The following is a 19,105-nucleotide window of genomic DNA, read 5'->3' on the forward strand; positions in this document are numbered from 1 at the left end:
CGTAAACTTTCCGGGTGACCGATGCCAAGCTTGAGATCCAGATGCTGCATGACCGGGTCATGGTCCGGGTCTCCGAAGAGTCCGGTGAACGTCGCAGTAGCGGCGGCATCGTCATCCCGGCGACCGCCCAGGTGGCCAAGAGGCTGCTGTGGGGAGAGGTCTTCGGCGTGGGCAGTCACGTGCGGAGTGTCCAGGCCGGCGACCAGGTGCTGTTCAACCCCGAGGAGCAGTACGAGGTCGAGGTCCAGGGAGAGATCTACGTCGTCCTTCGCGAGCGTGATCTGCACGCCGTGGCCTCCGAGAGAACCGAGCAGGGCACGGGCCTGTACCTTTGAGCGAGGTGCGCCCGGTTCGATGCGGCCGGCGTGCGGCCCGCCGCACGTAGGATCGGCTCGGAAAGCAGTGGAATGCCCCAGCAGCCGGGCTGTACCGGTGATGGTGGTCGGCTGGCTGCTGCTCGTCGCCGACCCCACCGCACGACCGAGGAGAAGAGGACGCGGTGCCGGAAGACCACGAACGTCCCGAAGCTGATCGGGATCGGCGAGCGGAAGAACCCACCGAACGTATCCGTTTCCTTTCCGGTGATCTCAGTGACGGCGTGGCTTCCGGGCCCGCCGAGGACGAGGGGACGACGGTCTCCGCCCAGTCCGGGAGGGACGAGCGGGGTGCCCAGGAGCACACCGAACTCTCGGAACGGTCCACCGATCCCCGCATGGAACCGCCGCGGCTCGACGGGGCCGCCCCGGCCGAGGGGGAGTCCGACTCCACGCGGTCCCTCGACGTGCCGACCGGATCCGTCTCCGAGGCCGACGGTGAGCGTACCGACGTCATCCCCGCCGTCGTCGAGGAGCAGGACGGCGAACGCACCGAGTCCATCCCGGTGGTGAACGAACCGCTGTCCGGTGCGCCGGTGTCGATGGCCACCCAGTCCCTGCCCGAGCACACGCCCGCCGAGTGGCCGGGTGGCCCGCACGACGGCTCCGCCGGTGACCGCGCCGGGGAACCTCCCTTCGGCATGGCCTGGGCTCCCCGGAACGGCGGGGACGGAGCCGCTTCCTCGGGAGGAGGCCGGGGGAACCGCAAGGTGCTGTTACGCACCCTGGTGACCGCCGGATTCACCCTCGGAGTGCTCGTGCTGCTCTACCTCGGGGACCTGGCCTTCAGCAGCGGCGCGGTGCCCAGAGGGACCACGGTGGCCGGGGTCGACGTCGGCGGGCTCGACCGGGCCGCCGCCGAACGCAAGCTGCGTTCGGAACTGGACTCCGGGCTGAGCGAACCCGTCGAGCTGCGGGTCGGCAAGGTCAGCAGCAGCATCGACCCGAAGGCGGCCGGACTGTCGATGGACTGGGAGGCGACCCTAGACCGGGCGGGATCCCAGCCGCTCAACCCGATAACCCGGCTGACCTCCTTCTTCGTGTCCCGCGAGGTTCCTCCGGTGAGCAACGTGGACCGCGAGAAACTCCGCGCGGAGCTGGAGGCGGCGCGTTCCGACCTGCACCGCGACCCCGTGGAGGGAACCGTGCGGTTCGACGGCGCCGAACCCGTCGCGGTCTATCCCGTGACCGGACGGGACGTGAACATCGACAGGGCGATGGACGTGGTCGTCCGCGAGTGGGCGAGCACGGATCCGGTGGAGCTGCCCTTCACCACCCAGGAGGTCAGCACCACCCGGGACGGTGTGCGCCGGGCCATGGAGAACGTGGCCAAGCCCGCCGTCTCCGGGCCGGTGACCATCAACGGCGACGGGGTGCAGGCCACGCTCTCCCCGACCGACATCGCCGCCGCGCTCCGCTTCGAGCCGAACGACTCGGGCGGGTTGAAGTGGCACCTGGACATTCCCAGTGTCGAGGAGGTGGCCCGGCCGCAGCTGAAGTCGACCCTGAAGGAGGCCGAGAGCGCCTCCTTCGAGTTCGAGGACGGCAAACCGGTGGTCCAGCCCTCGGAGAAGGGGCGGGCGGTCGACTGGAAGAAGACCCTCGCCCCGTTGGACGAGAAGCTGACCGAGTCCGGCTCGGACACGGTCGAGGCGGTCTACAAGGACGTCCCGGCGGAACTGACCACCGAGCAGGCCGAGTCCCTCGGGATCAAGGAGAAGGTGAGCACCTTCACCACGGGAGGGTTCAGCAAGGACTCCGGGGTGAACATCCGCAGGGTCGCCGAGGAGGTCGACGGGGCGCTCGTCAAACCGGGGGAGACGTTCAGTCTCAACGGTCACACCGGAACCCGCCAGAAGGAACAGGGCTACATCGCCTCGGGCATCATCAAGAACGGTCGACCCTCCGAGGCGGTGGGCGGCGGTATCTCCCAGTTCGCGACGACGCTGTACAACGCCTCCTACTTCGCGGGGATGAAGGACGTCGAGCACTCCGCGCACAGCTACTACATCAGCCGCTACCCGATGGGCCGGGAGGCCACGGTCTTCCAGCGCCCGGACGGCACCAGCGTCATCGACGTCAAGTTCAAGAACGTCTCCGACAGCGGGATCCTGATCACCACCAACTGGACCCCGGATTCGATCACGGTCACCTTCTGGGGAACCAAGCAGTACGAGGTCAAGTCCAAGACCAGCGACAAGACCGATGTGGTCGAGCCCGAGAAGAAAGTGATCCCCGCCGGGGAGGAGTGCATCCCCACCGAGGGGAAGAAGGGCTTCACGGTGCACGACACCAGGATTCGTAAGAACCTGAAGACCGGTGAGGTCACCCGGACCAAACAGAAGACGGTCTACGAGGCCCAGCCGATCGTGAAGTGCGCGGAGGACGCCGAGCAGTAGCGAGGGCCCACCCGGAAACCGCCGTCGGATCCCTTTCGTCCCCGTCCGTGTCGGGACCGGGGCGCCGCCTCGTTCCGCACGGTGCCGCACCGACGGTCTCCGCCGTGGGAGCCGCCGCCGGGGTGGGGAGGGTCCACCACGCCCCCGGAACCGGAGGCGGCTCCCGCGTGGGAACGATCGGAGGCCTTCGAGCGCGACATGGGGCTGGCCGGTGGTGTGTGCCCGGCCAGGTCCTACGTCCCCGAGCCGCTCGTCGACGTGCTCCACGGCCGGGTCGACTCCGGGCGGGTGTTCGACCGGCGGACGGATCCGGACGGTGTTCCCGCCGCCTACGAGGCGATGCCCGGCCGGGAGGCGTTGAAGGTGCTCGTGCTGCCCTGAACGCCCCGTGGGCCGGGCACGGTCCCGGAAGCAGAACGCCGCCCCTCCCCGGTGCTCCGGGAAGGGGCGGCGTTGACGTCCGGCAGGAGTCGTCGGGGGGACCGCTCAGAACGCGGACTCGTCGACCTCCATCAGGGAATTGTCCGTGGACTCGACGATCCTGCGCTTGGCGGACAGCTCCGGCAGCACGTTCTTGGCGAAGAAGCGGGCCACGGCCACCTTGCCGTTGTAGAACGCCTCGTCCCTGCCGGAGACGCCCTTGTCCAGGGAACGCAGTGCCTGCTCGGCCTGACGCAGCAGCAGCCACCCGATCACCAGGTCGCCCATGCTCATCAGCAACGTCACCGCCTGCTGGCCGACCTTGTAGATCTCGGTGAGGTCCTCCTGGGCGGAGGTGGCGAACCCGATCATCGTGCCGAGCATGGCCTGGGCGTCGTCCAGGGCCTGGCTGAGCAGCTCCCGCTCCTCCTTCAGCCGGTCGTCGGCGTCGGAGGCGCCCAGGGTCTGCTGGATCTCGTTGGCGACGTGACCGATCGCCTGCCCGTTGTTCTTCACGATCTTGCGGAAGAAGAAGTCCTGGGCCTGGATCGCCGTGGTGCCCTCGTAGAGGCTGTCGATCTTGGCGTCGCGGATGTACTGCTCGATCGGGTAGTCCTGCAGGTATCCCGAACCGCCGAGGGTCTGCAGCGACAGCGTGAGCATCTCGTAGGCCCGCTCCGAGCCCACGCCCTTGACGATGGGCAGCAGCAGGTCGTTCACCTGGTCGTAGAGGGTGGCGTCCTCGCCGGAGGCCTTGGCCTGGGCGATGCGGTCCTGGTAGGTGGAGGTGTAGCAGTAGACCGCGCGGAGTCCTTCCGCGTAGGCCTTCTGCAGCATCAGGATGCGGCGCACGTCCGGGTGGTGGGTGATGGTCACGCGCGGGGCGGTCTTGTCCGCGGCCCGGGTCATGTCGGCGCTCTGCACGCGCTCCTTGGCGTACTCCAGCGCGTTCAGGTAACCGGTGGACAGGGTGCCGATGGCCTTGGTGCCCACCATCATCCGCGCGTACTCGATCACCTGGAACATCTGGGCGATGCCGTCGTGCACCTCACCGAGCAGCCAGCCCTTGGCGGGGGTGCCGTGCTGGCCGAAGGTCAGTTCGCAGGTGGCCGAGGCGTTGAGTCCCATCTTGTGTTCGACGTTGGTCACGAAGGCGCCGTTGCGCTCGCCGGGCTCGCCGGTCTCGTCGTCGAAGCGGTACTTCGGCACGAGGAACAGGCTCAGCCCCTTGGTGCCCGGCTTGGGCTCGATTCCCGGTCCTTCGGGGCGGGCGAGCACCAGGTGCATGATGTTCTCGGTCATGTCCTGGTCGGCCGAGGTGATGAAGCGCTTGACCCCTTCGAGGTGCCAGCTTCCGTCCTCCTGCTTGACGGCCTTGGTGCGGCCCGCGCCGACGTCGGAACCCGCGTCGGGTTCGGTCAGCACCATGGTCGCGCCCCAGCCGCGGTCGATCATGAGCTCGGCCCAGCGGCGCTGCTGCTCGGTGCCGTTGTTCCAGAGGATGGTGGCGAAGCTCGGGCCGGCCATGTACATGAAGATGGCCGGGTTGGAGCCGAGCATCAGTTCGGCGGCGGCCCACTGGACGGAGGGCGGGATGCCGTAGCCACCCAGCTCGTCCGGCAGGCCGAGGCGCCACCACTCGCCTTCCATGACCTGCCGGTAGGACTGTTTGAACCCTTCGGGCAGGGTGACCGAATGCGTCTTCGGGTCGAAGTGGGCCGGGTTCCGGTCCCCTTCCTCGAAGGATTCGGCCAGCGGCCCGGTGGCGAGAGTGTTCAGTTCGGTGAGCACGCCGCGAGCTGAGTCCTCGTCGGCTTGTTCGAAAACTCCGGTGCCCAGGTACTTCTGCACTTCGAACAGCTCGAAGAGGTTGAATTCGAGGTCGCGGATGTTGCTCTTGTAGTGGCCCATGGCGTGGCTCCCTCGTGCTGAATCGTGCGGGCGGGCCAAGCACCACGCCCTTACTCATCGGTAACCCAAGTATATTACCTATCGGTAACTTGTGCCAAGAAAACAGTGCTGCCGAGCGGAAACCACGCGGCGCATCGGGCTCCCGCGCCGTCGTCTCCGCGCTCGAAGGGGGCGGCTCGGGGAGGCTGTCGTGGACGAGCGGAACCTGCGCGCCCGGGTCGCGGTCGAGGCCGGATCGAGAGCGCTGAGCGCCCGGGATCTTCACAAGACGGTGGCTTTCGGTGCTCCCCGCGCGCGAGGCCGAGGGACGGGCCGTGGTGGGCCAGTTTTAGGCAAAATCGGGGCCACCTCGTCACCGCGCGCGGTCCCTGCGCACGCGCGCAAGGGGGGCAAGGGGGAGCAGTGACCTCGCCTCCGCGCTCGCGGGCGGGGTTTTCTGTTCTGTCCTGCTGTTTTTTTGGGGAGGTGACCCCCTGTTTGGATGGTGTTGGGTGGGGTGTAAAGTGTTTGTTGTCAGCACGGCGGGGCCTGCTGGGGACCACGGTGAGTTCGGGTTTGTTCGGATTCGGGTGTGGTTCGTGGTGGGTCGTGTGGTGTTGGGTGTTTGAGAGGAATCGCGTCACATCGTGGTGCTTGGTGTGCTGCCGTGGCCTGTTGTGGGGCTGTGGTGGTGTGGGTTCCCCCCGGTGGGGGGTGCTGATTCCGGGTGCTAGGATGGGCGTGGTTGACAACGAGGACATGCGGGAACGGTTGTGAGGGCCGTTTTCGGGTGTGTGCCCACGGTGGTGGGTGTGTTCTTTGAGAATTCAACAGTGCCTCGTGTTGTGTGTGCGTGTGGGGCCTGTGTTGTGGGTCTTGTGGTTGTTGTGAGTGTTTTTGCTGGGGTTTTTTCTCTGGTTGTTTGTTGGAGAGTTTGATCCTGGCTCAGGACGAACGCTGACGGCGCGCTTCACACATGCAAGTCGAACGCTCGCACCCCGGGTGCCTTCCCCTCTTTTTGGGGGGTGGGTGGGGTGTGGGAGTGGCGGACGGGNGAGTAACACGTGAGTAACCTGCCCTGGGCGTGGGGATAACCCTGGGAAACTGGGGCTAATACCGGATGGCTCGCATGCCCCGCATGGGGGGTGTGGGAAAGGTTCTCTCCTGTGAGGGGGGGTTCCGGCCTGGGAGGGGCTCGCGGCCCATCAGCTTGTTGGTGCGGTGAGGGCGTACCAAGGCGATGACGGGTAGCCGGCCTGAGAGGGTGATCGGCCACACTGGGACTGAGACACGGCCCAGACTCCTACGGGAGGCAGCAGTGGGGAATTTTGCGCAATGGGCGGAAGCCTGACGCAGCGACGCCGTGTGGGGGAGGACGGCCTTCGGGTTGTAAACCCCTTTCGGCCCTGACGAATGTGACGGTAGGGGCTAAAGAAGCGCCGGCTAACTACGTGCCAGCAGCCGCGGTAATACGTAGGGCGCGAGCGTTGTCCGGATTTACTGGGCGTAAAGGGCTCGTAGGCGGTTTGTCGCGTCGGTCGTGGAAATGTGCGGCTTAACCGGGCACGTGCGGCCGATACGGGCAGACTCGAGGGCGGTAGGGGCAAGCGGAATTCCTGGTGTAGCGGTGAAATGCGCAGATATCAGGAGGAACACCGATGGCGAAGGCAGCTTGCTGGGCCGTTCCTGACGCTGAGGAGCGAAAGCATGGGGAGCGAACAGGATTAGATACCCTGGTAGTCCATGCTGTAAACGTTGGGCGCTAGGTGTGGGGACCGGGTGATGGTGTCCGTGCCGTAGCTAACGCATTAAGCGCCCCGCCTGGGGAGTACGGCCGCAAGGCTAAAACTCAAAGGAATTGACGGGGGCCCGCACAAGCGGCGGAGCATGTGGATTAATTCGATGCAACGCGAAGAACCTTACCTGGGTTTGACATACACCGGATCGCTCCAGAGATGGGGTTTCCTTTCGGGGCTGGTGTACAGGTGGTGCATGGCTGTCGTCAGCTCGTGTCGTGAGATGTTGGGTTAAGTCCCGTAACGAGCGCAACCCTTGTCCCGTGTTGCCAGCGGTGCGGCCGGGGACTCGCGGGAGACTGCCGGGGTCAACTCGGAGGAAGGCGGGGACGACGTCAAGTCATCATGCCCCTGATGTCCAGGGCTTCACACATGCTACAATGGCCGGTACAGAGGGTGGCGAGACCGTGAGGTGGAGCGAATCCCGGAAAGCCGGTCTCAGTTCGGATCGGGGTCTGCAACTCGACCCTGTGAAGTCGGAGTCGCTAGTAATCGCAGATCAGCAGTGCTGCGGTGAATACGTTCCCGGGCCTTGTACACACCGCCCGTCACGTCATGAAAGTCGGTAACACCCTAAGCCCATGGTCCAACCCGGTTGCGGGGGGGGCGTGGTCGAAGGTGGGACTGGCGATTGGGACGAAGTCGTAACAAGGTAGCCGTACCGGAAGGTGCGGCTGGATCACCTCCTTTCTAAGGAGACCCTGTTGAGGCGGGCGTTACACGCACGCGTGGTGGGGCACTGTTGGGTTCTCTGGGGGCGCACCCGTGTGGTGGGCTCTGGTGGCTGGTTGAGAACTGTATAGTGGTGGCGAGCATCTGATCATCGTGTGGTGGTCGGTGTGTGGTTTCGTGTCCAGGGGCGTACGGTGGATGCCTGGGCATCAGACGCTGAAGAAGGACGTGGGAGGCCGCGATAGGCCTGGGGGAGCTGTCAACCGAGCTGTGATCCCAGGGTGTCCGAATGGGGAAACCCGGCCGGGGTGATGCCCGGTCACCGGTGCCTGAACAGTGGTATAGGGCATCGGGAGGCACGGGGGGAACTGAAACATCTCAGTACCTCCAGGAGGAGAAAACAAACAGTGATTCCCTCAGTAGTGGTGAGCGAACGGGGAGCAGGCTAAACCGGGTGCGTGGGCGAGTCGGCAGACGGTGCGTGCCCGGGGTTGTGGGAGTGTGTGGTGTCTGTGCTGCCGCGCAGGCGCGTGTGCCCGATGGTGAGCCGAAGGTGTTGGAAGGCACCGGCGCAGTGGGTGAGACCCCCGTAGGTGAACACGGTCGGGTGGGCGTGCACGCATGTCCCGAGTAGCGCGGGGCCCGGGAAATCCCGTGTGAATCGGCCAGGACCGCCTGGTAAGCCTAAATACGTCTGGTGACCGATAGTGGATGTGTACCGTGAGGGACTGGTGAAAAGTACCCCGGGAGGGGAGTGAAAGAGTTCCTGAAACCGTGCGCCCACAAGCCGTCAGAGCATCCCCGTGCGGGGGTGTGATGGCGTGCCTTTTGAAGAATGAGCCTGCGAGTTAGTGGTGCGTGGCGAGGTTAACCCGTGAGGGGAAGCCGCAGCGAAAGCGAGTCCGAACAGGGCGGGACAGTCGCGTGCTCTAGACCCGAAACCGAGTGAGCTACCCGTGGCCAGGGTGAAGCGCGGGTAAGACCGTGTGGAGGCCCGCACCCACCAGGGTTGAAAACCTGGGGGATGAGCTGCGGGTAGGGGNGAAAGGCCAATCAAACTCGGAGATAGCTGGTTCTCCCCGAAATGCATTTAGGTGCAGCGTCGTGACAGGCCTGGTGCTGGTAGAGCGACTGGATGGCGAAGGGCCCGGTGCGGGTACTGACGTCAACCAAACTCCGAATGGTGTCAGGCAGTGCGCGGCAGTGAGTCCCTGGGGGACAAGCTCCAGGGTCGAGAGGGAAACAGCCCAGATCACCGGCTAAGGCCCCCAAGTGTGTGCTGAGTGGAAAAGGATGTGGGATCGCCGAGACAACCAGGAGGTTGGCTTAGAAGCAGCCATCCTTGAAAGAGTGCGTAACAGCTCACTGGTCAAGTGATCCTGCGCCGATAATATAGCGGGGCTTGCAAGCACACCGCCGAAGCCGTGGCACCGCCCCTGGCGGGGTGGTGGGTAGGGGAGCATCCCTCACCGCGGTGAAGCATCCCCGTAAGGGGGTGTGGAGTGTGGGGGAGTGAGAATGCAGGCATGAGTAGTGCTAGGACAGTGAGAATCTGTCCCGCCGAATGACCAAGGGTTCCAGGGCCAGGCTGATCCGCCCTGGGTGAGTCGGATCCTAAGGCGAGGCCGACAGGCGTAGTCGACAGGACAACGGGTTGATATTCCCGTACCCGCCTTGACACGTCCCATACCAGCCCCCACGACACCAGCATCAACCGGTGGGCCCGGTCTCGTTCGCGAGACCACGGCTGGACCGGTGGTGGTGTGTGTGGTGGGTGTGTTGGTCAGCGACGGGGTGACGCAGAAGGGTAGCCCAACCCGGGCGATGGTGGTTCCCGGGGTAACGGTGTAGCCGGCCGGCCCAGGCAAATCCGGGCCGGCGTCGACGGTGAGACCGGAGGCCGAGCCAGTGTGGCGAAGTGGGTAAGCCCCGGCTGCCGAGAAAAGCCTCTAGCGAGTGTGAGGGCGGTCCGTACCCGAAACCGACACAGGTGGTCTGGTAGAGCATACCGAGGCGAGCGGGCGAACCGTGGTTAAGGAATTCGGCAACATGTCCCCGTAACTTCGGGAGAAGGGGAGCCGCCGCTGGTGACCCCCCCTGCGGGGTGAGCTGGCAGCGGCCGCAGAGAATGGGCCCAAGCGACTGTTTACTAAAAACACAGGTCCGTGCGAAGTCGTAAGACGCGGTATACGGACTGACGCCTGCCCGGTGCCGGAACGTTAAGGGGAGCCGTGAACCCCCCACGAGGGGGTGTGGCGGCGAACCGAAGCGCCGGTAAACGGCGGNGGTAACTATAACCATCCTAAGGTAGCGAAATTCCTTGTCGGGTAAGTTCCGACCTGCACGAATGGCGTAACGACTTGGGCGCTGTCTCGACCACGGACCCGACGAAATTGCACGACGAGTTAAGATGCTCGTTTCGCGCGGCAGGACGGAAAGACCCCGGGACCTTTACTACAGCTTGGTATGGGCGTCCGCGGCGGCTTGTGTAGGATAGGTGGGAAACTGGGAAGGTCACACGCCAGTGTGGCCGGAGTTGCTGGTGAAATACCACTCTGGTCGTTGTGGGCGTCTAACCTCGGTCCGTCACCCGGACCAGGGACAGTGCCTGGTGGGTAGTTTAACTGGGGCGGTTGCCTCCCAAACAGTAACGGAGGCGCCCAACGGTTCCCTCAGCCTGGACGGAAACCAGGTGACGAGTGCAAGTGCACAAGGGAGCTTGACTGTGAGACCGACAGGTCAAGCAGGTGCGAAAGCAGGGACTAGTGATCCGGCACCGGCACGCGGACGCGGTGTCGCTCAACGGATAACAGGTACCCCGGGGATAACAGGCTGATCTTGCCCAAGAGTCCCTATCGACGGCATGGTTTGGCACCTCGATGTCGGCTCGTCGCATCCTGGGGCTGAAGTCGGTCCCAAGGGTTGGGCTGTTCGCCCATTAAAGCGGCACGCGAGCTGGGTTTAGAACGTCGTGAGACAGTTCGGTCCCTATCCGCCGCGCGCGCACGGAGACGTGCGGGGAGCTGTCCCCAGTACGAGAGGACCGGGACGGACGAACCTCTAGTCTGCCAGTTGTCCCGCCAGGGGCAGGGCTGGTTCGCTACGTTCGGCACGGATAACCGCTGAAAGCATCTAAGCGGGAAGCCCACCCCAAGACCACGTCTCCCACCCCCCACCGGGGGGATAAGGCCCCCAGCAGACGACTGGGTCGATAGGCCCGACATGCACCCACAGCAATGTGCTCAGTGGACGGGTACTAACCGGCCGAACGACGAACACCCACACCCCACCCCCGCGCTCGCCACCACTACACAGCCTCAACCACCCACCCCCCAACAAGGGGCACCACAACTCCATACAACACACGCCCCCGCCCCCCCGTGGCGGCGGGGTCGGTGGCCACAGCGGAGCGGGACACGCCCGGACCCATCCCGAACCCGGCAGCTAAGCCCTCCAGCGCCCGACCTACTGCACCCCCACGAGTGCGGGAACCACGGACACCGCCGACCCCCCACCACACCCACCCCCCCACACACGAGGGGGGATTTTTCATTGCTCCGTTTTTTCGTTTTGTGTCCGCGGCCCCTGTCGGGCGTAATTCATGGTGTGAGAACCCCAGCAGTGAGGGTTTTCCCGTGATGAGACAATGATGTCTCCCGACGGGAGGGAACGCGGTCGACGTCGAGCCACACAGAGCGTTGGTGTCGATCACAGGTCCTTCCGTATGGGAGGCCGTTTCCGACACGAGCACGGATTGGTCGATGTACACGGGATCTGGTTCCGGCACCGGGGCAGTTCCGAACTCGGTGCCCTACGGCATACTCCGGGCAGGCAGGCCGACGGGACCGTTGGCTGGTTTTGCCGTGTTGCTGCTCTGTTTTCTGGCGGGACAGGTGGCCAGTGGGGTGGCGCTGGTCGTGTTTCTCCTCGTTTCCGGAACGGGGATTCCCATGGGAGTCCTCAGCCTGGATCCCGTCGAACAGCTCGTGCTGACCGGAGGGTTTCTGGTCAGCACGATGGTTCTGGCGTTGTGGGTGGTCGCGAAGGAACGCCGTTCTTTCGGCAGTCTCGGTTTCACGGCGACCCGCCGGGTCTGGCGCCCCCTCGTACTCGGGGCGGGTCTCGCCGTGGTCGCCGTGACGGTGCCGGTACTGGTCGGCCTCGTGAGTGGACAGTTCGTCCCGGGCACGGCCCCGCCTGTCACGGTGGTGAGCGTGGCGGTGCTGCTCACGCTGTTGGGTGGGTTCGTGGTGCAGGCCACCACCGAGGAGGTCCTGGTCCGGGGTTATCTGGTGCAGGTCACCTGGCGGAAGTGGGGTTTGTACGCGGCTGTCGTGGTCCAGACCGTGGTGTTCACCCTGATGCACGGGTTCAACACCGGTTTCGGGCTGGTGCCGCTGGTCAACCTGGTGCTGATCTCCCTGGTGTTGGTCTTCTGGGCCTTGGCAGAGGGGAACCTGTGGGGGGTGTGCGCCTTCCACGCGGTGTGGAACTGGTGCCAGGGCAATGTCTACGGCGCGGAGGTCTCCGGACTGGACCTGTCCGCGACCCTGCTGGACATCCGGCAGGCCCCCGAGGGGTCCGCGTTGTTCACCGGGGGTGACTTCGGGTTGGAGGGCAGCCTGCTCACGACACTGATGCTGCTGGTGCTGTTGATCGGGGCGTTCGGGGTGTTCCGGCGCCGCGGGAACGGAACGGTCGTACATCCCCGGCCGGTTTCCGACGCCCCCACCGGGTGAGGAGCGGAAAGCCCGCGCGGGTGGCCTCGTTCACAGCGTCTTCGCTGCTCGGTGGGGTAGGCTGGTCGTGGTTCGTCGTCGACGTCCCCCGGCGGTGGGGCTCGCCGGAAGGAAACCGCGAACTCGTTCGCCAACGGTCCCTGCCTGAGTGACATCGGGTGGGGAGGTGTGTCGTGTCCGAGGTCTCGGTGGGTCGATGGCGTTTTCCGTGGGCGGCCCTCGCGGTGGCTCTGGGGGGCGCGTTGGGTGCGCTGGCTCGTCACGGGGTCGCGCTGTGGTCGGGTGAAGCGGGTTTTCCCTGGTCGACGTTGTTGGTGAACGTGGTGGGATGTCTGCTCCTCGGCGGACTCACGGTGGTGGTGGAGACGTCCTCGGTTCACCGGTTGGTGCGCCCGTTCCTCGGAGTGGGCGTGTTGGGTGGTTTCACCACTTTCTCCGCCTATCTCGTGGACGCCGGTGGGTTGTTGGTCGCGCAACGGCCGGTGGGGGCGCTGGTGTACCTGCTCGCCACGGTGGTGCTGGCGCTCGCGGCGGTGGTCTGTGGCGCCGGTCTGGCACGGAGGTTCGTGCGGCGGGCCACGCCGACCGCGGGGGAGGTCGAGCGTTCGTGACTGCGTTGCTGGTGGCCCTCGGCGGAGCCTGTGGTGCGTTGTCGCGGTACGGGCTGGACGGCGTGGTACGGCGGTGGTGCGCTTCCCCGTTCCCGTGGGGGACGCTGGTGGTCAATCTGCTGGGGTCGTTCCTGGTCGCGGTGGTCACGGGGTGGGCCGCCTTCAGCGGGCTCGGACCGGCCTGGCTGCGACCTTTGCTGGTTTCCGGCCTGTGTGGTGCGTTGACGACGTTCGCCACGTTTGGTCAGGACACGGTTCGGTTGTACACCTCGGTGGGGTGGGGTATGGCGGTGCGCAACGTCGTGGTGACGGTCTCCGGGGGTGTGGTGGCTGCCGTGTTGGGTCTGGGGGTTGTTTTTCTGCTGCGGACGTAGTCCACTCATTAACTCTTTCAGGGGAGTGCTTTGCGGCTTTCCGGTGTCCTTGACAGGATGAACGCCGCTTGATCGTGAATGTCGTTCGGCACGGAGCGCGTGGGTCCGCGCCCGTGGAACGACCGGAACCCGCTGTGTCGTCCGAGGAAGGTAGTCCTGTGCACCATGCCGTGAATTCCACGACGCCGCTCGCCGCGGCCGCCGCCACGAACGTGGTGGACTCGGTGGGGAACTGGTTCACCGAGAACTCCGGGGCCTTGGTGTCCGGCCTTGTCAACATTCTCATCATTCTGCTCGTGGCCGTGGTGTTCCGCGCCGTGATGGGGCGGGTGATCACCCACGGGGTGCGGCGGATGGTGAGGTCGCACCAGCGGATCAACCAGGCCACCGCCAAAGCCGGAAACCTGGTGACCCGGCAGGCGACCGAGGCCGAACACACGGGGCAACGCCAGCAGCAGCGCGCCCGGACCGTCGGTTCGGTGCTGCGCAGCGTGGCCTCCTCGGTCATCTTCGGGGTGGCCTTCGTGATGATCCTGGGTGAGTTCGGGATCAATCTCGGTCCGATCCTCGCCAGCGCCGGTGTGCTCGGTCTGGCGATCGGTTTCGGGGCGCAGAGTCTGGTGCGGGACTTCCTGTCCGGGATCTTCATGATGGTCGAGGACCAGTACGGGGTCGGTGACGTCATCGACGTCGGGGAGGCGGTCGGCACCGTGGAGTCGGTGACCCTGCGCATCACCAAGATCCGCGATCTCAACGGCGGCCTGTGGTATGTCCGTAACGGCGAGATCATGCGCGTGTGCAACATGAACCAGGACTGGGCGAACGCGGTGGTGGAGATCCCGCTGGACTACAGCGTCGACATCGCTCACGCCGAACGTGTGATCGAGACGACCATCGACGAGTTCGCCGCCGAGGAGGAGTTCCGTTCCAAGATTCTGGAGAAGCCGGATCTGAGCGGGGTCATCGGCATCGGGAACGGGTCGGTGACCGTGCGTATCATCGTCAAGGTCAAGCCGGGTGAGCAGTGGGCGCTGGGGCGTGCGCTGCGTGGGCGTCTCAAGAGTCGTTTCGATGTCGAGGGAGTGCGGGTGGCCTACCCGGTGTTGCCGGGCAACGGTCTCGGCGTCACCAAACAGGGCTGACACCGCTCCGAAGGGCCGGCGCCCCCGTTCCCTCCGGGGGCGCACGAGGCCCGGATCAGTCTCCCCGGCGGGACTGCCTGAGCCGGATCAGGCCGAGTGCGATCAGCCCGAGCAGCGCTCCCCAGACGAGGTTGCTCAGCACGGCGCTGACCATGGCGCCGCCGGATGGCGTCCTGTAGCCGGTGTACAGGAGAAGGACCTGTTCGAGGACCACGGCCAGCACCCCGTAGATCCCTCCCACGAGCACGAGGGTCGGCAGGGGGCGCGGTACCCGGCGCACCACCACGACCGCCACCCAGCAGACGGCGATCGCGAGGGCGACGAGCAGCGGACCCCAGGGTCTGCCGAGCAGGCCGTAGACGCCGAGCAGTCCCAGCGCCGGTTGCAGCAGGCCCACCACCGCGAGGATCGCGATGACGGCCCAGTGGGTCCTTCCGAAAGGCGTGATCGTCGCCGGTTCTGTCATGGGTGCTCCGTGTCGTCCGGGATGTGGTGGCTCGGGGCCGGGTGCTTTCCGGCCGGTCTCAGTGGGTGCGGGCTCGGCCGTTTCTGCGGCGGAGCTGGATGATCCGGGCCGCGGCGACCAGGGCCACGAGCAGACCGCCGATGGCCGCGGCCAGCAACAGCGCCACTCCCAGCGGCAGGGCGGCACGCGCGCCGAGGAAGCCGACCGTGACCGTCTGGGGGTTCTGTAGGATGAAGATCAGCAGGACGATCAGTGCGATCGTGGCCACGACGACGGCCGCCCAGATCCCCGCCGTGCGGGTGTGCGCGCTCGCCGTGCCCGGTTGTCGGCCCGCGCCGAGGCCGCTTCTCCCGTTTCCTCCGGGTGTTGTCTCCGGCTGGTGGTGACCGTTTCCCTCGCCGGACAGTCCCTTTCCGATGTCGGGCATGGGCCCATTGTGCGCCTCGCTCGTCACTGATCGTTCACGGGTTGTTCCGAAGTGTGTTCGCATGGAGTGGCGAGGTGTGGTCGTGACGGAGGATGGCAGCGCGCCCGTGGTGCTCACCGGAGGTCCGGGGGCGGGCAAGACCACGTTGGTGCGGCGTCTGGCCGAGGCCGGGTTCGAGTGCGCTCCCGAGGTGGGGCGGCGGATCATCCGGGAGCAGAACCTCGTCGGCGGCAGAGGGCTGCCCTGGAAGGATCCCGAACTCTTCGCGGAGTTGATGCTCAGCCAGGAGCTGTCCCGCTATCGGGAGATCCGTTCCGGCAGCTTCCCAGTGTTCTGCGACCGGGGGATCCCGGACATCGTCGGCTATCTGCGCACCCTGGATCTGCCCGTTCCTCCGCATCTGGACGCGGCGGCCCGTCGGTACCGGTACCACCGGGTGGTTTTGCTGGCCCCGTTCTGGCCGGAGATCTACCGACGGGACGAGCACCGTCTCCAGCCCCCGGAGGAGGCGGAGCGCACCTGCCGGGCGGTGTGGGACAGCTATGTGGAGTACGGCTACGAGGTGGTTCCGCTGCCCCGGGAGGGGGTCGAGCGGCGGGCGCGTTTCGTACGGCGGGTGCTGGGGGCCTCCGGCGCTCCCTGAAGGGGACGTCGTCGGTTCTTCCGGCGTGTTCGCTTCCGGGGGCGAACGCCGCGGTGTTTCTCACTTAGCAGGAGTTTCGTTTACATGGTGGGAAGTTCCTGTTAGGAACGTTCTCGTCCCCGCGCGGGGGTGTCGAGTTCGGTTCTTCGGGAGGCTGTCAGGAGATGGGTGCGTTACGTCGGACCGCTGATCTCGTGGGGCGTTGGTTCGCGCCGCTGGTGTTGCTGGGCGGACTCGCGGGCATGTTGTTCCCCGCCGCGACGAGCACCCTCTCCCCGGTCATCACCCCCTTGCTCGGCGTGATCATGTTCGGTATGGGGCTGACCCTGCGCGGTCGCGACTTCGCCCTGGTGGTGCGGCATCCGCAGGCGGTGGTGACCGGCCTGCTCGCGCAGTACCTGGTGATGCCGCTGTTGGGCTGGGGAATCGGGACCCTGTTCGGTTTCTCCGCCGCGCTGCTGGCGGGCATGGTGCTGGTGGGTTCCACGCCGGGGGGAACGGCCTCCAACGTGGTCGTTTACCTCTCGCGGGGCCACGTGGCCCTGTCGGTGACGATGACCTCGGTGTCCACCCTGCTGGCTCCCGTGCTCACTCCCCTGCTGGTGCTGTGGCTGGCCGGGTCGAGCCTGCCCGTGGACGCGGTCGGCCTGTTCGTCAGCATCGTCGAGGTCGTGCTGGTTCCGGTGGTGCTGGGGATCGCGGTGCGCGCGCTGCTGCCCCGCTGGGTGGAACGTGCCCTGCCGTTGCTGCCGCTGGTCTCGGTGCTCGGGATCGTGGTGGTGGTCGCCGCCGTGGTCGGGGCCAACGCGCAGACCCTGGCCGCCGTGGGTGTGTCGTTACTGCTGGCCGTGGTGCTGCACAACGCCTGCGGACTGCTGCTCGGCTACGGAGCGGCCCGGCTGGTGGGGCTGGACGAACCGGCCAGGCGCGCGGTGGGCGTGGAAGTGGGGATGCAGAACTCGGGCCTCGCGGCGAGCCTGGCCACCACGCACTTCACCCCGTTGGCCGCCTTGCCCGCCGCCCTGTTCTCGGTGTGGCACAACCTGTCCGGCTCGGTGGTGGCCTCGTTCTGGTCCCGGCGCCCGACCGGTACGGAGGAGGATCCCGCCGAGGTGGCGTTTCCGAGGGCCGAGTGAAGACGCGATCCGGGACCGTGGCTTCAGTTCCCGATGCTGACCGCGTAGAGGTACCAGGTGGCGTGCGGCAGCCACTGCTCGGTCCAGCGCCAGTCCCAGTCCTTGCCGGTCTCGGAGTAACCGCGGTTCCACAGGATGCCCGAGCCGTCCCGGTTCTCGGCGGTGATGCCGTTGACGATGCCTCCGGCCGTGTTGAGGAACTGCCAGGACCCCAGCCAGATGTAGTCCGGGTTGTTCCGGCCGCTGCCGCCGAGCATGCACACGTCGAACGGGTTGAGCCCGAGGATCCAGTTGAGCTGGTCGGCCGCGTAACGCCGCAGTCGTGCGGCGAACTTCCCGTCGACATGCCGTGCGGCCGAGCGAGCCGCGGCGGCCAGCGAGGCGATGCGAGCGTTCTCGCCCTGCCACCACTCGTCTTCCTCCCGGGGGGTCACGTCGTGGGGGAAGAAGAACGAGCCGTGCCGGTGGCCGGTGCCGTCCTGGACGAGGTTGCGCGCGTAGCCGTAGGGATTGGTGACCTCCGAGGTGATCCGCAGTTCGAAGGACAGGGACCGGCGCACCGTCTCCAGGACCCGTTCGGCGCGTTCCGGGGTGGCGATGTCCAGATAGGTCAGCAGGCTCACCACGGGAAGACCCGCGTCGGAGGGGTGGAAGTACGGCCGGTCGCCGTCGTCGGCCCGCCAGTAGTCGCGGTGGCCGCGCCAGCTGGTCAGTCGGTTCGTCAGGGCCTCGGCCCGCTCGTCGGCCTCGGCGCGGTAGGTGTCGTCGTGGGTGGCCTTGTACAGCTCCACCGCCGCCACCAGCGCGTTGTAGTCGTCCTGGATGTTCTCGACGCCGTCGTTGACCATCTCGGTGTTGTGCCGTCGCAGGTGGTCGAAGGCGTCCTCGGCGGCGCGCAGGTAGTCCCGCCCCGTGTGCTCGCCTGCGGTCCCGAGGGTGCTCGCCAGGGCGAGCGCGGCTACGGCCACCCCCGCTCCCTCGCGGTGGGCGACCTGGCGGATCACGCGTTCGCCGTCGTGCTCGGTGGCTTTCAGATAGCGCAGCTCGGGGTCCTTGGGTGGGCCGGGCTGCATGACGGAGTGGCAGAACGTCCCGTTCGGACGTTTCACCCGCGTGAGGTAGTCGGCGCCGTACAGGCCCTCGTCGCACAGCCACGTACGCAGTTGGGTGAACTCCGCGTTGTCGCGGGCGGTGAGCTGCTCGTGGGACCTGAGCAGGATCCACGCGGTCAGCGGCACGGACAACGTGTTGAAGTAGCTGTGTCGGGACAGCTGGGTGAAGTGTTTGCCGAAGTCGCCGGTGGCGTCGTACCAACCGCCGTGGGCGTCGACGCGTCCCGCGCCGTCCCGGCCGACGGGCAGGGCGTGGTCGTGCCGGTCGTACCGTCCGGAGCAGCGGGTGGCCTTGAACCAGTGGGCCACGTGGGAGAGGGTGGCCCGTTCCAGGGTGAGGTTGCCGATGGTGAAGGGCGCTGACTCGCCGCGCGTGTGGTGACCGTTGCCGACGCGCAGGGTGTACTCGCCCTCCTCGGTGAAGGCGGAGAAGTCGACGGTCCAGTGGTGCTGCTCGCCCCAGTCGGGAACCGGACCGACGTGGCGGGGACGGACGCGGTGGGCGGTTTCGCCGGTGCCGGTGTCGACGAGGGAACACCATCCGAGGTGGGTGCGGTGGTCGGCCGCGAGCACGGCGGTTTTCGGCCCGTGTGCCTCGTAGCCGACGTGGTTCACCCGCACCCCCACCTCCGCGTCGTGGCCACGGCGCGGTTCGGCGGCGGCGGTGCCTGCCAGGGAGCTCGCGGCCGTTCCGCCGCCGACGGCGGCGGAACCCGCGAGGAAGCGGCGTCGGTCGATGCCCGCGGCCATACCCAACCTCCGGTTTGGTCTATACCTTTCGGGAGGTTAGGGGGAAACGGGTGGGGGACGGCAAGGGCGTGGGGCGGTCTTCGTGGTTTCCGCCGAGCCGACTGGTCCTTCCGGTGGGCGGGGTACACCGTCGTCCGGGGGATCCGACCGGATC

Annotated in this window: 13 protein-coding genes and 3 rRNA genes; 12 read left to right on the forward strand and 4 right to left on the reverse strand. The window is 66.5% G+C overall.

Features of this window, described 5'->3' with window-relative positions:
- The first annotated feature begins 14 nt into the window (after positions 1 to 14).
- The 3 genes from ACTMO_RS0118570 to ACTMO_RS0118580 all read left to right on the forward strand — a co-directional run bounded on the left by ACTMO_RS0118570 (position 15) and on the right by ACTMO_RS0118580 (position 3,154).
- A complete protein-coding gene (locus ACTMO_RS0118570; protein WP_019856183.1) occupies positions 15 to 335 on the forward strand; it encodes a GroES family chaperonin in 321 nt (106 codons plus the stop codon).
- A 263-nt stretch (positions 336 to 598) separates the two neighbouring features.
- Positions 599 to 2,773 carry a VanW family protein gene (locus tag ACTMO_RS0118575; RefSeq protein ID WP_245556245.1) on the forward strand — a complete coding sequence of 725 codons (2,175 nt, stop codon included), beginning with the start codon at positions 599 to 601 and terminating at the stop codon, positions 2,771 to 2,773.
- A gap of 198 nt (positions 2,774 to 2,971) precedes the next feature.
- A complete protein-coding gene (locus ACTMO_RS0118580) occupies positions 2,972 to 3,154 on the forward strand; it encodes a hypothetical protein (protein ID WP_019856185.1) in 183 nt (60 codons plus the stop codon).
- 105 nt (positions 3,155 to 3,259) lie between these two features.
- On the opposite strand, the gene ACTMO_RS0118585 is transcribed toward ACTMO_RS0118580, so the two are convergent.
- The gene (locus tag ACTMO_RS0118585; RefSeq protein WP_019856186.1) at positions 3,260 to 5,104 is read right to left on the reverse strand and encodes an acyl-CoA dehydrogenase; all 1,845 of its coding nucleotides are present in this window, start codon (positions 5,102 to 5,104) and stop codon (positions 3,260 to 3,262) included.
- Between the two features lie 901 nt (positions 5,105 to 6,005).
- On the opposite strand from ACTMO_RS0118585, the gene ACTMO_RS0118590 reads away from it, so the two are divergent.
- The 7 genes from ACTMO_RS0118590 to ACTMO_RS0118620 all read left to right on the forward strand — a co-directional run bounded on the left by ACTMO_RS0118590 (position 6,006) and on the right by ACTMO_RS0118620 (position 14,417).
- Positions 6,006 to 7,569: ribosomal RNA gene (locus tag ACTMO_RS0118590) — 16S ribosomal RNA — on the forward strand.
- A 153-nt stretch (positions 7,570 to 7,722) separates the two neighbouring features.
- Positions 7,723 to 10,833, forward strand: a 23S ribosomal RNA gene (locus ACTMO_RS0118595).
- A 109-nt stretch (positions 10,834 to 10,942) separates the two neighbouring features.
- A 5S ribosomal RNA gene (gene rrf, locus ACTMO_RS0118600) occupies positions 10,943 to 11,060 on the forward strand.
- The 16S, 23S and 5S rRNA genes sit together here, the layout of an rRNA operon.
- Positions 11,061 to 11,399: 339 nt before the next feature.
- Entirely contained in the window at positions 11,400 to 12,290 is an 891-nt protein-coding gene (locus ACTMO_RS0118605; RefSeq protein ID WP_245556246.1) for a CPBP family intramembrane glutamic endopeptidase, read from the forward strand.
- Between the two features lie 173 nt (positions 12,291 to 12,463).
- Positions 12,464 to 12,901 carry a fluoride efflux transporter FluC gene (locus ACTMO_RS0118610; protein WP_019856188.1) on the forward strand — a complete coding sequence of 146 codons (438 nt, stop codon included), beginning with the start codon at positions 12,464 to 12,466 and terminating at the stop codon, positions 12,899 to 12,901.
- Entirely contained in the window at positions 12,898 to 13,275 is a 378-nt protein-coding gene (locus ACTMO_RS0118615; protein ID WP_019856189.1) for a fluoride efflux transporter FluC, read from the forward strand. The genes ACTMO_RS0118610 and ACTMO_RS0118615 overlap by 4 nt, the downstream gene beginning before the upstream one ends.
- A gap of 170 nt (positions 13,276 to 13,445) precedes the next feature.
- Positions 13,446 to 14,417 carry a mechanosensitive ion channel family protein gene (locus ACTMO_RS0118620; protein ID WP_019856190.1) on the forward strand — a complete coding sequence of 324 codons (972 nt, stop codon included), beginning with the start codon at positions 13,446 to 13,448 and terminating at the stop codon, positions 14,415 to 14,417.
- A 55-nt stretch (positions 14,418 to 14,472) separates the two neighbouring features.
- Here ACTMO_RS0118620 and ACTMO_RS0118625 read toward each other — a convergent pair whose 3' ends face one another.
- Both ACTMO_RS0118625 and ACTMO_RS0118630 read right to left on the reverse strand, forming a co-directional pair.
- Positions 14,473 to 14,883 (reverse strand): hypothetical protein, encoded by a 411-nt coding sequence (locus tag ACTMO_RS0118625; protein WP_019856191.1) that lies wholly within the window; start codon positions 14,881 to 14,883, stop codon positions 14,473 to 14,475.
- A gap of 58 nt (positions 14,884 to 14,941) precedes the next feature.
- Complete coding sequence (locus ACTMO_RS0118630) at positions 14,942 to 15,310, reverse strand: lipopolysaccharide assembly protein LapA domain-containing protein (RefSeq protein ID WP_019856192.1); 369 nt, start codon at positions 15,308 to 15,310, stop codon at positions 14,942 to 14,944.
- 82 nt (positions 15,311 to 15,392) lie between these two features.
- Between ACTMO_RS0118630 and ACTMO_RS0118635 the strand changes: the two genes are divergently transcribed.
- Entirely contained in the window at positions 15,393 to 15,953 is a 561-nt protein-coding gene (locus tag ACTMO_RS0118635) for an AAA family ATPase (protein WP_211212991.1), read from the forward strand.
- A gap of 164 nt (positions 15,954 to 16,117) precedes the next feature.
- Complete coding sequence (locus ACTMO_RS0118640; RefSeq protein WP_026449392.1) at positions 16,118 to 17,089, forward strand: bile acid:sodium symporter family protein; 972 nt, start codon at positions 16,118 to 16,120, stop codon at positions 17,087 to 17,089.
- Between the two features lie 23 nt (positions 17,090 to 17,112).
- On the opposite strand, the gene ACTMO_RS0118645 is transcribed toward ACTMO_RS0118640, so the two are convergent.
- Positions 17,113 to 18,951, reverse strand: coding sequence for a glycoside hydrolase family 9 protein (locus ACTMO_RS0118645; RefSeq protein WP_019856195.1), 1,839 nt, complete (start codon positions 18,949 to 18,951; stop codon positions 17,113 to 17,115).
- Positions 18,952 to 19,105 lie beyond the last annotated feature (154 nt).

It is taken from the genome of Actinopolyspora mortivallis DSM 44261 (assembly GCF_000384035.1).
Taxonomy (GTDB): Bacteria; Actinomycetota; Actinomycetes; order Mycobacteriales; family Pseudonocardiaceae; genus Actinopolyspora; species Actinopolyspora mortivallis.

Bases quoted from the DNA above. Each gene is read 5' to 3' on its own strand.
- ACTMO_RS0118585 (WP_019856186.1), bottom strand. From the start codon at position 5,104: ATGGGCCACTACAAGAGCAACATCCGCGACCTCGAATTCAACCTCTTC.
- ACTMO_RS0118645 (WP_019856195.1), bottom strand. From the start codon at position 18,951: ATGGCCGCGGGCATCGACCGACGCCGCTTCCTCGCGGGTTCCGCCGCC.
- ACTMO_RS0118640 (WP_026449392.1), top strand. From the start codon at position 16,118: ATGGGTGCGTTACGTCGGACCGCTGATCTCGTGGGGCGTTGGTTCGCG.
- ACTMO_RS0118580 (WP_019856185.1), top strand. From the start codon at position 2,972: ATGGGGCTGGCCGGTGGTGTGTGCCCGGCCAGGTCCTACGTCCCCGAG.
- ACTMO_RS0118625 (WP_019856191.1), bottom strand. From the start codon at position 14,883: ATGACAGAACCGGCGACGATCACGCCTTTCGGAAGGACCCACTGGGCC.
- ACTMO_RS0118630 (WP_019856192.1), bottom strand. From the start codon at position 15,310: ATGCCCGACATCGGAAAGGGACTGTCCGGCGAGGGAAACGGTCACCAC.